Origin of the sequence: Streptomyces sp. SM10 (genome assembly GCF_002910915.1) — a bacterium.
GTDB lineage: Bacteria > Actinomycetota > Actinomycetes > Streptomycetales > Streptomycetaceae > Streptomyces.
Genome location: NZ_NEUF01000079.1, coordinates 43,328 through 56,380, shown reverse-complemented (window position 1 = coordinate 56,380; position 13,053 = coordinate 43,328). Strand labels below are relative to the sequence as shown.

11 protein-coding genes and 1 pseudogene are annotated in these 13,053 nt (G+C 71.7%); 8 read left to right on the top strand and 4 right to left on the bottom strand.

Annotation, left to right across the window (positions count from 1 at the left end):
- From B9S57_RS11095 to B9S57_RS11070, 6 genes and pseudogenes are all read left to right on the top strand, one after another.
- A pseudogene (locus B9S57_RS11095) lies at window positions 1-1,628 on the top strand (hypothetical protein); the annotation flags it as partial.
- 175 nt (window positions 1,629-1,803) lie between these two features.
- Window positions 1,804-2,742: a cellulose-binding protein gene (locus B9S57_RS11090; RefSeq protein WP_103515369.1), complete on the top strand. Its 939-nt coding sequence runs from the start codon at window positions 1,804-1,806 to the stop codon at window positions 2,740-2,742.
- Between the two features lie 89 nt (window positions 2,743-2,831).
- Window positions 2,832-3,842, top strand: coding sequence for an ABC transporter ATP-binding protein (locus tag B9S57_RS11085; protein WP_103515368.1), 1,011 nt, complete (start codon window positions 2,832-2,834; stop codon window positions 3,840-3,842).
- A 5-nt stretch (window positions 3,843-3,847) separates the two neighbouring features.
- Window positions 3,848-4,627 carry an ABC transporter permease subunit gene (locus tag B9S57_RS11080; RefSeq protein ID WP_103515367.1) on the top strand — a complete coding sequence of 260 codons (780 nt, stop codon included), beginning with the start codon at window positions 3,848-3,850 and terminating at the stop codon, window positions 4,625-4,627.
- Between the two features lie 137 nt (window positions 4,628-4,764).
- Window positions 4,765-5,901, top strand: coding sequence for an ABC transporter ATP-binding protein (locus tag B9S57_RS11075; RefSeq protein ID WP_103515366.1), 1,137 nt, complete (start codon window positions 4,765-4,767; stop codon window positions 5,899-5,901).
- On the top strand, window positions 5,898-6,776 hold the full coding sequence (locus B9S57_RS11070; protein WP_103515365.1) for an ABC transporter permease subunit: 879 nt from the start codon (window positions 5,898-5,900) through the stop codon (window positions 6,774-6,776). Before B9S57_RS11075 ends, B9S57_RS11070 begins: the two co-directional genes overlap by 4 nt.
- 9 nt (window positions 6,777-6,785) lie before the next feature.
- Here B9S57_RS11070 and B9S57_RS11065 read toward each other — a convergent pair whose 3' ends face one another.
- Entirely contained in the window at window positions 6,786-7,115 is a 330-nt protein-coding gene (locus B9S57_RS11065; protein ID WP_103515364.1) for an ATP/GTP-binding protein, read from the bottom strand.
- Window positions 7,116-7,331: 216 nt separating this feature from the next.
- Here B9S57_RS11065 and B9S57_RS11060 point away from each other — a divergent pair, with 216 nt between their 5' ends.
- Window positions 7,332-8,363 (top strand): LLM class flavin-dependent oxidoreductase, encoded by a 1,032-nt coding sequence (locus B9S57_RS11060; RefSeq protein ID WP_103515363.1) that lies wholly within the window; start codon window positions 7,332-7,334, stop codon window positions 8,361-8,363.
- Window positions 8,364-8,451: 88 nt separating this feature from the next.
- Here the strand turns inward: B9S57_RS11060 and B9S57_RS11055 are convergent, their stop codons facing one another.
- On the bottom strand, window positions 8,452-8,844 hold the full coding sequence (locus B9S57_RS11055; protein WP_103515362.1) for an SCO5389 family protein: 393 nt from the start codon (window positions 8,842-8,844) through the stop codon (window positions 8,452-8,454).
- A 260-nt stretch (window positions 8,845-9,104) separates the two neighbouring features.
- Between B9S57_RS11055 and nucS the strand changes: the two genes are divergently transcribed.
- Window positions 9,105-9,776, top strand: a complete 672-nt coding sequence (gene nucS / locus B9S57_RS11050) for an endonuclease NucS (RefSeq protein ID WP_014154036.1) — start codon at window positions 9,105-9,107, stop codon at window positions 9,774-9,776.
- 68 nt (window positions 9,777-9,844) lie between these two features.
- Here the strand turns inward: nucS and B9S57_RS11045 are convergent, their stop codons facing one another.
- Together B9S57_RS11045 and B9S57_RS11040 are read right to left on the bottom strand one after the other, a co-directional pair.
- Entirely contained in the window at window positions 9,845-12,316 is a 2,472-nt protein-coding gene (locus B9S57_RS11045; protein ID WP_103515373.1) for an ATP-binding protein, read from the bottom strand.
- Window positions 12,317-12,545: 229 nt separating this feature from the next.
- A complete protein-coding gene (locus tag B9S57_RS11040) occupies window positions 12,546-12,869 on the bottom strand; it encodes an STAS domain-containing protein (RefSeq protein ID WP_073745281.1) in 324 nt (107 codons plus the stop codon).
- Window positions 12,870-13,053 lie beyond the last annotated feature (184 nt).

Here is a 13,053-nt window from a genome sequence, read left to right as displayed (position 1 = left end):
GCGCCGAGGCTGAGCAGGAGCGCGAGCGCGCCCGCGAGCAGAGCGAGGAGCTCCTCGCCTCCGCCCGCAAGCGGGTCGAGGAGGCCCAGGCCGAGGCCCAGCGGCTGGTCGAGGAGGCGGAGAGCAGGGCGTCCGAGTTGGTCTCCGCCGCCGAGCAGACCGCCCAGCAGGTGCGGGACTCCGTCGCGGGGCTGCAGGAGCAGGCCGAGGAGGAGATCACCGGGCTGCGCTCGGCCGCCGAGCACTCGGCGGAGCGGACGCGGACCGAGGCGCAGGAGGAGGCCGACCGGGTCCGCTCCGACGCCTATGCCGAGCGCGAGCGGGCCACCGAGGACGCCAACCGGATCCGCCAGGTCGCGCACGAGGAGTCCGAGGCCGCGAAGACCCTGGCCGAGCGGACGGTCTCCGAGGCCATCACCGAGTCGGAGAAGCTGCGCTCGGACACCTCCGAGTACAGCCAGCGGATCCGCACGGAGGCGTCGGACGCCCTGGCCTCGGCGGAGCAGGACGCGTCCCGCGCCCGCGGCGAGGCCCGGGAGGACGCCAACCGGATCCGTTCCGAGGCGGCGGGGCAGGCCGACCGGCTCATGGCCGAGGCGACGGGTGAGAGCGAGCGGATCCGTAGCGAGGCGGCCGAGCAGTCGGAGCGCCTCGTCGGCGAGGCGGCCGACGAGGCCGAGCGGCTGCGCGCGGAGGCGGCGCAGACCGTGAGCTCGGCCCAGGAGCACGCGGCCCGCACCCGCGAGGAGTCGGAGCGGCTGCGCGCCGACGCCGAGTCCGCCGCGGAGCAGGTGCGCGCCGAGGCCCGCCAGGAGGCGGACCGGCTGCTTGACGAGGCGCGCGAGGCTGCGGCGAAGCGCCGTGCGGACGCGGCCGAACAGGCCGACCAGCTCGTCAACAAGGCCCAGGAGGAGGCGCTGCGCGCCGCCACCGAGTCCGAGGAGCAGTCCGACCGCATGGTCGGCGCCGCGCGCAACGAGGCGGTGCGGATCACCTCCGAGGCCACGGTCGAGGGCAACTCCCTGGTGGAGCGGGCCCGTGCGGACGCGGACGAGCTGCTCGTCGGCGCCCGCCGGGACGCCACCGCCACCCGGGAGCGCGCGGAGGAGCTCCGGACCCGGATCGAGGGCGAGATCGAGGAGCTGCACGAGCGCGCCCGGCGCGAGACGTCCGAGCAGATGAAGACGGCCGGCGAGCGCGTCGACAAGCTGATGAAGGCGGCGACGGAACAGCGGGCGGAGGCCGAGGCCAAGGCCAAGGAGCTGCTCTCGGACGCGAATTCGGAGGCGAGCAAGGTCCGCATCGCCGCTGTGAAGCGCGCTGAGTCCCTCCTCAAGGAGGCCGAGACCAAGAAGGCCGAACTGACCCGCGTGGCCGAGAAGCTGCGCGCGGACGCCGAGGCCGAGGCCGAGCAGATGGTCGACGAGGGCCGCCGGGAGCTGGACCTGCTCGTGCGACGGCGCGAGGACATCAATACGGAGATCTCCCGTGTCCAGGACGTCCTCGAGGCGTTGGAGTCTTTCGAGGCCCCGGGTGGGACGGGCAAGGCGTCGGGCGGTGGCGCCGGGGGCGTCAAGGCCGGTGCCACGGCGGGTACCCGGTCGGGTGGCAAGGCGTCGGACGGGTAGCCGGTCACGTACTTCGCCATGAACATTCAAGCCTTCGGGTCGCAAGCACTCCGGAGGTCAGCCACTCAAAAGGGGTGTCATTCTCCATACCAAAGCGGCATCTTCACGTTGACACGCCGCCCAGGCCCCTAGGATTCCCTCTAACACCTCACCGGTCTCATTCGACAGGAACCCCATGAGCGACCCTTCCTCCCCCTTCGGCTTCGAGCTCGTGCGACGTGGATACGACCGCGGTCAGGTGGACGACCGCATTACCAAACTCGTCGCCGACCGTGACAGTGCTCTTGCCCGTATCACCTCTCTGGAAAAGCGCATCGAGGAGCTCCACCTCGAGACGCAGAACGCCCAGGCCCAGGTCAACGACGCCGAGCCGTCGTACGCCGGTCTCGGTGCGCGCGTCGAGAAGATCCTCCGCCTCGCCGAGGAGGAGGCGAAGGACCTGCGCGAGGAGGCCCGCCGCGCGGCCGAGCAGCACCGCGAGCTGGCCGAGTCGGCCGCCCAGCAGGTGCGCAACGACGCGGAGACGTTCGCCGCCGAGCGCAAGTCGAAGGCCGAGGACGAGGGCGTCCGTATCGTCGAGAAGGCGAAGGGCGAGGCGAGCACGCTCCGCTCCGACGCCCAGAAGGACGCCCAGCAGAAGCGCGAGGAGGCGGACGCCCTCTTCGAGGAGACCCGCGCCAAGGCCGCCCAGGCCGCCGCGGACTTCGAGACGAACCTCGCCAAGCGCCGTGAGCAGTCGGAGCGCGACCTCGCGTCCCGTCAGGCGAAGGCCGAGAAGCGCCTCGCCGAGATCGAGCACCGCGCGGAGCAGCTCCGTCTGGAGGCCGAGAAGCTCCGTACGGACGCCGAGCGCCGGGCCCGCCAGACGGTGGAGACGGCCCAGCGCCAGGCCGAGGACATCGTGGCGGACGCGAACGCCAAGGCCGACCGGATCCGCAGCGAGTCGGAGCGCGAGCTGGCGGCGCTCACCAACCGCCGCGACTCGATCAACGCCCAGCTGACCAACGTCCGCGAGATGCTGGCGACGCTGACGGGCGCCGCGGTCGCCGCCGCCGGCTCCCCGGTCGAGGACGATTCCGCCACCCGCGGGGTCCCCGCCCAGCAGACCCGCTGACCCACGGCACGTACCTCAGCAGTACCTTTTGCGCGCCCGGTTTCGCCTTTGTGGTGGCGCCGGGCGCGCGGCCGTTCTAGCGTGAACGCATGATCGAGCTCGACGGCCTCACCAAACGCTTCGGCAACAAGGTTGCCGTCGACCATCTCTCATGCCAAGTCAGGCCCGGCATGGTGACGGGGTTCCTCGGCCCGAACGGGGCGGGCAAGTCCACGACGATGCGGATGATGCTCGACCTCGACAACCCGACCAGCGGCACGGTGCGCATCGACGGCCGTCACTACCGCGAGCTCCAGGAGCCGCTGAAGCACATCGGGGCGCTGCTCGACGCGAAGTCGATGCACGGCGGCCGCAGCGCGTACAACAACCTCCTCTGCCTCGCCCAGAGCAACCGCATCCCGGCGAGCCGGGTCTCCCACGTGCTCGACACGGTCGGTCTGAGCGCGGTGGCGAAGAAGAAGTCCAAGGGTTTCTCCCTCGGCATGGGGCAGCGGCTGGGAATCGCGGCGGCGCTCCTCGGCGACCCCGAGATCCTGATGTTCGACGAACCCGTCAACGGTCTGGACCCGGAGGGAATTCACTGGATCCGGAATCTGATGAAGACCCTCGCGGCGGAAGGCCGGACGATCTTCGTCTCCTCGCACCTCATGAGTGAAATGGCCCTGACAGCCGATCATCTGATCGTCATCGGGCAGGGGAAGCTGCTGGCGGACACGTCGATGGCCGACTTCATCCACGAGAACTCCCGCAGCTTCGTGCGGATGCGCTCCCCGGAGCAGGAGCGCCTGCGCGATCTGCTGCACGCGGAGGGGGTCGTCGCCGTCGAGTCGGGCAACGGCACGCTGGAGATCGACGGCGAGGCCCCCGAGCGGCTCGGCGAGCTCGCCGGCCACCACGGGATCGTCCTGCACGAGCTCAGTTCCCAGCGGGCCTCGCTGGAGGAGGCCTTCATGCAGATGACCGCGGGCTCCGTGGAGTACCACGCCCACTCCGATCGCGACGGCGCCCCGCCACCGCCGGTGGGCCCGCACTGGGGCGACGGATGGAACCAGCAGCAGACCGCCGGCCGGGCGGCCGGCGACGGCGCGAAGGAGGTGTGACGGCGATGGCATCGGTACCCGCGGTCCTGAATTCCGAGTGGACCAAGATCCGTACGGTCTCCTCGACCACCTGGACGCTGATCTGCGCGTTCGTCGTCACCGTCGCCATGGGCGCGGCGCTGAGCGCCCTGCTCAACAGCCAGTTCGACGATCTCTCCGCCGCCGAGCAGGCCACCTTCGACCCGACGTTCGTGAGCTTCTCCGGGATGGTCCTCGGACAGCTGGCGATGGTCGTCTTCGGTGTCCTGGTCGTGGGTACGGAGTACAGCTCCGGGATGATCCGCACCTCGCTGGCGGCCGTGCCGCAGCGCGGGTCGTTCCTCTTCAGCAAGATCGCGGTGGCGGGTGTCCTCGCCCTGCTGGTCGGGCTCGCCACCAGCTTCGTGACCTTCTTCCTCAGCCAGGCGATGCTCGGAGACCGCGGCACGGACATCGGCGCGGAGAACGTGCTGCGCGCGGTCTTCGGCGGCGGCATCTACATGGGCCTGATCGCGGTCTTCTCCATGGCCGTGGCCACGATGCTGCGCAGTTCCATGCTGTCGCTCGGCATCCTGATGCCGTTCTTCTTCCTCGTCTCGCAGATCCTCTCGGCGGTCCCCGGCGCCAAGAGCGTGGCCCGCTACTTCCCCGACCAGGCCGGCTCCAAGATCATGCAGGTGGTCCCGGACGCCCTGAACAGCGACCCGGCACCGTACGGGCCCTGGGCGGGGCTCGGGATCATGGTGCTGTGGGTGGCGGCGGCCCTGATCGGCGGCTACCTCGTACTGAAGAAGCGGGACGCCTGAGCGGCCCTTGGCACGGCGACGCTCCGGACGACGGCTTGGCCGGAACCGCCCGGGGCTGGTTATCCTCCTAACTCTTACGGGGGGCGTGCGGCCTGAGGCCTGGGCCCCGACGACAGATAAGTCGATGGGGCTGGAGAATGATCGAGGCAGTCGGCCTGACCAAGCGCTACGGCGCGAAGACGGCCGTGCACAACCTTTCCTTCCAGGTGCGGCCCGGTGCCGTCACGGGGTTCCTCGGTCCCAACGGGTCGGGCAAGTCCACCACCATGCGCATGATGCTCGGCCTGGACCGGCCGACGTCGGGTCACGTGACGATCGGCGGGCACGCCTTCCGGAGCCTTCCCAACGCACCGCGCCAGGTGGGGGCGCTGCTCGACGCGAAGGCCGTGCACGGCGGGCGCAGCGCCCGCAACCACCTCCTGTGCCTGGCTCAGCTCGCCGGCATCCCGGCGGCGCGGGTGGACGAGGTCCTGGGCGTCGTCGGACTGCAGGACGTCGCGAGGAAGCGGTCCAAGGGCTTCTCCCTCGGCATGGGCCAGCGGCTCGGCATCGCGGCGGCGCTCCTCGGCGACCCGCAGGTGCTGCTCTTCGACGAGCCGGTCAACGGGCTGGACCCCGAGGGCATCCTCTGGGTCCGCAACCTGATGAAGCAGCTGGCCTCCGAGGGGCGCACGGTCTTCGTCTCCAGCCACCTGATGAGCGAGATGGCGCTGACCGCCGATCATCTGATCGTGATCGGCCGCGGACAGCTGCTCTCCGACATGAGCGTCACCGACTTCATCTCGGCCAACTCCGCCGACTTCGCCCGTGTACGGGTGGCGGCCGACGGCCCTGAAGTGCGGGAGAAGCTGACGGCCTCGCTGACGGAGGCGGGCGGCCGGGTCATGCCGGAGCCGGACGGCGCGCTGCGCGTCACCGGGCTCGGGCTGCCCCGGATCAGCGACCTGGCGCACGAGTCGGACGTCCGGCTGTGGGAGCTCTCGCCGCACCAGGCCTCCCTGGAGGAGGCGTACATGCGGATGACGCAGGGCGCCGTGGACTACCGCTCGACGGCGGACGCCAAGGCGGGGCTCCAGCTGCCGCCGCCCGGCTACGGAGAGCCCGGCTACGAGGCGGCCCCCGGGCAGCCCGGCTACGCGCCGCAGCCGCCCTCCGAGGTCCCGCAGCAGGGCTGGTACGCCCCGCCGCCCCCGGGACAGAACCCGTACGCCGACGCACCCGCACCCGCACCCGTGGACCGCACCGAGCGCAAGACCAGCGAGGACTCCCGATGACGATGCCTCCGCCGCCCCCGCAGACGCAGGCGCACCAGCAGCCCCCGCACCACCAGCCGCAGCAGGGCTGGGGCGGGCAGTCGGGCCTGTACTCCTCGCCGATCCCGGTGCGCACCCCCGGCCTCGGTGACGCGATCGCCTCCGAGTGGACGAAGATCCGCTCCGTGCGCTCCACGATGTGGACACTGGGCGTGATGATCGTGCTGCTGGTCGGCATCGGTCTGCTCACCGCGTTCGCCGTGAGCGTGTCGGACGCGAACCTCGACGGGACCCCCGTCCTCAGCCTCGGTTTCTTCGGCGTGCTGCTGGGCTCGATCTGTGTGATGACCCTCGGCGTGCTGACCATCGCGTCCGAGTACGGCACCGGAATGATCCGTACGACGCTGACCGCGTGCCCGAGCCGGGCACGGATGCTGATCGCGAAGTCGGTCGTCTTCTTCCTGCTCGCCTTCACGATCACCACGGTGACCGCCGGGGTCGTCGGTGTCCTGCAGACGGCCATGCTGGACGGCGCCACGGCCGACGGGGCCGCCTGGGTGCGCTCCACGGTGGGGGTCGGCCTCTACGTCGCGACGCTCGGGCTGCTCTCGCTCGCGCTCGGCACGATCGTCCGGCACTCGGCGGGCGCCATCACGATCATGATCGCGGTGGTGTTGCTCCCGCTGGTCCTCGCGATGTTCATGTTCTCGCCGACGCTCTCCTCCGTGCAGCAGGCGCTCTTCGAGTACTCGATCCCCAACCAGCTCGGCGCGATGTACGACGCGTCGGTCACCACGTCCGGGCCGACCGGCTGGGAACCGCTGTGGATCATTCTCGGCGTGACCGCGGTGGTCATGGCCGCCGCCCTGGCGTCGCTGGACCGCCGGGACGTGTGAGCCGGCCGCTCAGTACCGCGGAGCGTTCCTGGACCGCTGCACCCGTGTGGTGCGGCGGTCCTTCGCGTTCCAGCAGGCCTTGTGCCAGTGCCTGCGGTCGTCGATCCCGCCGAACTCGGGCCAGGCGACGAGGTGCGGGACACCGGACGGGATCTCCTGGTCGCAGCCCGGGCAGCGGTAGCGCTTGCCGGCCGCGCTCGCGCCACTCACCGGGCGCACCGACCACTCCTCGCCCTGCCAGCTCTCCGTGTCACCGCCCCCGCCGTACCGCGACCCCGCGTCGGGTGCGTTGCCGGTGGGGCTCTCGCCGCCTCGGGGGCGGTTGCGGCGCGGGGACACGTGACACCTCACGGGGCGGCGGTACGGGCAGATTGTTCCGTCCAGCCTAGAGGCATCGGCAGCGGGCAGGTGTCGGGAGTGACGTGAGAGCGGCGGTGGGGCGGGTGGGTTACCGGAAAATCGCAACAACTTCGCCGTGGACCGTGCCTTTGGCACGTGTCAGACGTTGTTGCCAGTGGGGGGACAGCCGCGTCGGCCGTGAGGAGGCAGAAGGCGATGCGCGTAGGAACGTTCGTACTGGCAGCTCAGTTTCCGGGCCAGGGGCAGGGTGAGGCCCTGCACCGGGCCGTCCGCTCCGCGGAGGTGGCGGAGGAGTCCGGACTCGATTCCGTCTGGCTGGCGGAACACCATTTCGTGCCGTACGGGGTCTGCCCGTCCGCCACGACACTGGCCGCTCTGCTGCTCGGCCGCACCCGAAGGATCCGGGTGGGCACGGCGGTGAGCGTGCTGCCGAGCCAGCACCCGGTCATGCTCGGCGAGCAGGCCGCGCTGCTGCACCTGACCAGCGGCGGCCGCTTCACCCTCGGGGTGGGGCGCGGCGGGCCCTGGGTCGACCTGGAGGTGTTCGGCGGCGGGCTGGAGGCGTACGAGAAGGGCTTCCCCGAGGCGCTGGACCTCCTGCTGGACTGGCTCGGCAAGCCCCGGGTGGCAGGGCGCGGGGAGCGTTTCGGCTTCCGCGAGGTGGCCGTGGTGCCCCGGGCCGACGAGCTCCTCGGGAACGGTCCGTCGGGTCCTGAGGTGGTCGTCGCGTGCACGTCCCCGAAAAGCGTGAAACTCGCCGCTGGAAAGGGTTTGCCGATGCTCCTCGGAATGCATTGCGGCGACGAGGAGAAGGCCGACATGGTCACCCTCTGGCGTTCGGCGGCCCGGGAGGCCGGCCAGCCGGCGGAGGTCGTGGAGCGGGTAGCACATGTGTCCGCGGGGGTGGCCCAGATCGCCGACCGTCCCGCCGACGCCGTCGAGACGCTCGTGAAGGCGATGCCGGGATGGCTGCGGCAGGGGCTCGACGCCCATGTGACCGTCGACGGACGGCACCGGGTGATGCGCGACCCCGTCGCGTACACGGAGTTCCTCTGCGGCCTGCATCCGGTGGGCCCTCCACGGTTCGCCGCGGACCGGCTGGCGGCCACGGCGGAGCGCACGGGCATCACCCGCTTCGCCCTCATGGTCGAGGGGTCGGGCGATCTCGCGGCGACGGAGACGAATGTGCAGCGGCTGGGCACGGAAGTGCTGCCGTTGCTGGAGTGAGCCGTTCTCGCTGGTGGTGCGGTGGTGCGGGGGCTGCCGCCCCGGAGCCAGTTGCACCTCCCGCGGCCCGGAGCGGCAGCAGAAGCGTTCAGCAGTCCCGAAGTTCGGGCGACTGGTTGAGCAACTGGCCTCTCACCGAGGTGAATCGGGCCAGCCGCTCGTCGACCGAGGCGTCCAGCGGGAATACGGCTATGCGGTGACAGTTCTGGAATGCCAGGCGCACTCCGAAGTGCCGCTGCAGCGCGCCGCGTATCGCATCACTCGCGAGCGCACGCAGCAGCTGACCACGTGCCTGCTCGTCCGGCGGGGGCGTCTGGTTGTCGGCGAACTCTCCGCCGTCGACCTTCAGCTGGGCCACCAGCGAGCTGATCATCTCCCATGCGTAGGGCAGGGAGGTCCGGACGCAGTCGACGAAGTCGGCTTCGTCGACCTCGCCTCGCTCGGCCTGTTCCAACAGCGCCGGTGAGACGTCGAGCGACATGGGTTCTCCTCTCGCGGCCCCGACGGGTGGCCGGGGCCTTACGGGCAAGGCGGGGCGGCGACGCTGCGTACACAGGCGGCGACCTCCTGCTTCCACGGTAAGGGCGCAGTCCGGGCCGCACCAGGAGATTGGGAACACAACCGGCCAATAACGAACGGTCGCAAAGAGGGGCAAGCCCGATCGGCATACGTCAAGGGCCGTACCGGGCGAGGAGGGCGGGAATCGCGTGGACCACCGGTCGTCGAGTAGCGTTGCCGACCATGCGTCTCGTCATCGCCCGTTGCTCCGTGGACTACGCGGGCCGGCTCACCGCCCACCTGCCCTCCGCCCCCCGTCTGATCCTGGTGAAGGCGGACGGCAGCGTCTCGATCCACGCCGACGACCGGGCGTACAAACCGCTCAACTGGATGTCCCCGCCGTGCACCCTGAAGGAGGGCGCCGACGAGAACGAGGGCGTCTGGACCGTGGTGAACAAAGCGGGCGAGAAACTGATCATCACGATGGAGGAGATCCTCCACGACTCGTCCCACGAACTGGGTGTCGACCCGGGGCTGATCAAGGACGGCGTGGAGGCGCACCTCCAGGAGCTGCTCGCGGACCGGATCGAGACGATCGGCGAGGGCTACACCCTGATCCGCCGTGAGTACCCGACCGCGATCGGCCCGGTCGACATCCTCTGCCGGGACGCCGACGGCGCGACGGTGGCCGTGGAGCTGAAGCGGCGGGGTGACATCGACGGTGTGGAGCAGCTGACCCGCTATCTGGAGCTGCTCAACCGCGATCCGCATCTGGCACCGGTGCGGGGCGTGTTCGCCGCACAGGAGATCAAGCCGCAGGCACGGGTGCTGGCGACGGACCGCGGGATCGGCTGCCTGGTCCTCGACTACGACGCGATGCGCGGCATCGAGGACGACAAGCTGCGGCTGTTCTGACCGTCGGCGCTGCTGTCTCCGTCACGCCGTACGGGCCCGTGGACCGGGCCCGTACGGCGTCCGTGCGTTCAGGCCGTCGTGGGCGATGGCGAGGCGGGTCCGTCCTGGGTGGCCGACGCGGTGACGGTCTCCGCGGGGCCGCTCGCGGAGTTGGAGGTCTCCGGCTCGGTCGGGGTCTCCGTCGGGGTCTCCGTGGGAGTCGGCTCGGTGGAGGGTGTGGCCGGCGGGGTCGTCGGGGTCTCCGTCGGCGCGGTGGTCGGGGTCTTCGTCGGCTTCTTCGTCGGTGACGGGCCGTCGTCCGTGGGCCGGTCGCTCGGGCTGCTGCTCGACGGGGTGCCCGACGGGCTCGTGCCGGGGCCGGAGGTGCCCGGGGACGGCGTACCGCTCGTGGACGGGCCGGCGGTGCCGGTCGGGCCGGGCGACTCGGACCCTCCCCCGGCGGTGCCCTCGCCGGCTCCGTCGTCGGCCGGCTCGTCCGCGGGGAGACCGTTCTCGCTGTCGTCCTCGCTCGCCGACTGCTCGGTGGTGACGTTCTGCCCCTCCGGGTCCTCGCCGCTCCCCGAGGTGGCGCCCAGGGTGACCACCGTGCCGAGGACCGCCGCCAGCAGCGCGCCCGCGCCCACGGCGACGAGGTTGCGCCGGGCCCCCCGGAGCAGTCCCGGACGCCCGGCGGTCATCCGCGCGGGCGGTGGTCCCTGGCGGGTGACGAGGGTCGCGGAGGTGTCCTTGACCCGGGGGAAGAGGGGGGCGGCCGACGGGGTGCCTGCGGGAGGCGAGGCCGACTCGTCGTGACGCGGGGCCGGCACCTCCTCGCCCGCCGGGATGCCGAGGACGGGTTCGCCGGAGCGGTCCGCGACGAGGGCCAGCGCCCGGCGCCCCGCCACCGCACCGGGCTTGTCGGCGAGCGCCCCGCGCATGCCGATGGAGGCCTCCAGCTCGGCCCTGGCCCGGTCCAGCTGGCCGGCGCAGAGCGCGAGGACACCCAACTCGTGGTGGAAGTACGCTTCTTCCGCGACCTCGCCGGCGATCCGTGCGGCCTCCTGGCCGGTCCTCAGGCTCTTCTCCCAGGCACCCCAGTGCATCCCCGCCGCGAAGGCGGGAGCGGCACTGCGGGCCAGCAGGACGGCCACGCTGGCCTGTCCCGGAGCCTCGCCGGGGACGAGGCGGGCCATCGAGGCGAGAACGGCGTCCGCCTCGGCGACCGCGCGCTCCGGGGTGACGGAGGAGTGCCCCGCCCACCAGGCGAAGTGCTGGGCCGCGCTGCGGGCGTGCGCGTCCGCTCTCTCGTCGTACCCGCTCGCCTCCAGCTGGGTCAGGACACCTGCCGCCAGCCGGTAGCGGGGGCCCGCCGGGGAGAGCAGGCCGCTGCCGGCGAGCTCTCCCAGCGCGGCATCGGCGTGGGTGTCCCCCACGAGGGCCGGCAGATGGGCCTGGTGGGGCACCTCGCCGCCGAGCGCGACGGCGAAGCGCAGGGTCTCCCTGGCCGCCTCGCTCAGGCGGGAGGCGAGCAGGGCGGCCGGCGCCGCGCCCTCACCGAGGCTGGGCAGCGGGAAATCGGCCGGCTCGGACCGGCCGAAGGGTGTGTCGTCGGGGTCGTCGTCGAATCCGTCGGACGTCTCCTGGCCGGTGCGCCGGTCGTCGCGCTGGCGCAGCAGTGCTCCGGCCTGGACGAAGCGCAGCGGCAGCCCTTCGGACTCGAACCAGAGGTCTCCCGCCCAGTTCGCCTCCTCCTCGGTGAGCGGGCGCTCCACGACGTGTTCCATGAGCTCGATCGAGGCGCTGCGGCCGAGCCCGGCGAGGAGGACCTCCTCGAGGTTCGCCTCGGCCGCGGGCGCGGTCACGTCCGGGGTCGTGGCGAGGAGGAACGCGCACTCGGGGGTGGCGTCGAGCAGCTCCTGGAGCGCGGCCCCGCCGAGCTCCAGGTCGTCGACGAGGACCACGGCGCCGATGCCGTGGACGAGGGCGAGCAGGCCCTCGCGGTCGGGGCGGTGCAGCGGCGAGCGGTACACGGCCTCGAAGAGCCCGTGGAGCAGCTCGCCGGCGGTCCGCTTGTGACCGGAGAGCCGTACGACGCCGTCCGGTGCCAGGCCGGCGCAGTCGGCGGCCACGGCGTCCAGGAGGGCCGTGCGGCCCGACCCCGCGGGTCCGGTGAGGCACACCGAACGCCCTCGGGCCAGGAGCCGTACCAGCCGCTCGCGCTCGTCCTGGCGCTCGAGGAGGGGCATCTGCGGGGCGGGCGGCCCCGGGGGGACGGGCGGCGCGGCGGCGCGCTCGCGCTCCACGCGCTGGGCGGCGGTGTGCCGCACGGGCGCTTCGGGCCGCTCCCCCGGTCTGCAGGGCTCGATCTCGCTGCCGTCGACCGGATTGACGGTGAGCAGGAAGTCGCCCGATATCAGCTGTACGGTCCGCGACTGCTGCGGTGTCTGGTGTCCGAAGTCGGGCGTCAGAGGATCGCGGGACTGCCGTCTGCGCCCGCCGTCGTCACCGGACCGGTCATTTCCGTGGCCGTACTCTTCCGGTCCCCGGTTCGTCGGGTCCATCGTCAAAACCCCCAAGACGCGCAGTGCGTGGTTGCCCCCTCCGGCCTCGCACGCCCCGCTGTCGCTTCCGGTCCGGTGTCCGCCAGTGGGTCCTCGTCGATCGGCGGACGGCCGAACCCTAAACCTTCGCACAGTATCTACGAACCGGCGGGGGGCCGCGCCGCCTGAGACATCACGTTCTCGTGAGGATTGTGCAGGGATCGCCGACGGCCCGCTGAACGCCGGCCCCTCAGACGCGTGGCAGGGAGTCCGCGGCGATCCCGCCCTCGATGGCCAGGATCCTGTGCAGTCTGGTCGCCACCAGCAGGCGCTGCATCTGCGGCGGCACACCGCGCAGGACGAGCCGCCGGCCGGCCCGGCCGGCTCTGCGGTGCGCGCCCATGATGACGCCGAGGCCGGTGGCGTCCCAGGAGTCCAGCTCGGTCAGGTTCAGCACGAGGTCGCCGGCTCCGTCGTCGACGGCCGAGTGCAGAACCGTACGGGCGTCCGCCGCGCTTCGGACGTCGAGGCGGCCCCCGACGACCAGCTCGGCGTGGTCGCCCCTGATGTGCATATGCGCTCCCCGGATATACCCCGTAGCAAGGTCGGTCTGTCTGTTTCTCTTTCTTCCTCTGCCACAACTGACTGCTGCGGCGACAGGGAAGTTGCCGTCTGTAAGCGAACCGATACCGAATTCACCCCGAGGGGTGAAAGCGGACCGGCCGTGCCCGCCGGATCCGTGCGCCTGACGGCGCGGG

Bases quoted from the DNA above. Each gene is read 5' to 3' on its own strand.
- B9S57_RS11045 (WP_103515373.1), bottom strand. From the start codon at position 12,316: ATGGACCCGACGAACCGGGGACCGGAAGAGTACGGCCACGGAAATGAC.
- B9S57_RS11070 (WP_103515365.1), top strand. From the start codon at position 5,898: ATGACGATGCCTCCGCCGCCCCCGCAGACGCAGGCGCACCAGCAGCCC.
- B9S57_RS11090 (WP_103515369.1), top strand. From the start codon at position 1,804: ATGAGCGACCCTTCCTCCCCCTTCGGCTTCGAGCTCGTGCGACGTGGA.
- B9S57_RS11080 (WP_103515367.1), top strand. From the start codon at position 3,848: ATGGCATCGGTACCCGCGGTCCTGAATTCCGAGTGGACCAAGATCCGT.
- B9S57_RS11055 (WP_103515362.1), bottom strand. From the start codon at position 8,844: ATGTCGCTCGACGTCTCACCGGCGCTGTTGGAACAGGCCGAGCGAGGC.
- B9S57_RS11085 (WP_103515368.1), top strand. From the start codon at position 2,832: ATGATCGAGCTCGACGGCCTCACCAAACGCTTCGGCAACAAGGTTGCC.
- B9S57_RS11075 (WP_103515366.1), top strand. From the start codon at position 4,765: ATGATCGAGGCAGTCGGCCTGACCAAGCGCTACGGCGCGAAGACGGCC.
- nucS (WP_014154036.1), top strand. From the start codon at position 9,105: ATGCGTCTCGTCATCGCCCGTTGCTCCGTGGACTACGCGGGCCGGCTC.
- B9S57_RS11060 (WP_103515363.1), top strand. From the start codon at position 7,332: ATGCGCGTAGGAACGTTCGTACTGGCAGCTCAGTTTCCGGGCCAGGGG.
- B9S57_RS11040 (WP_073745281.1), bottom strand. From the start codon at position 12,869: ATGCACATCAGGGGCGACCACGCCGAGCTGGTCGTCGGGGGCCGCCTC.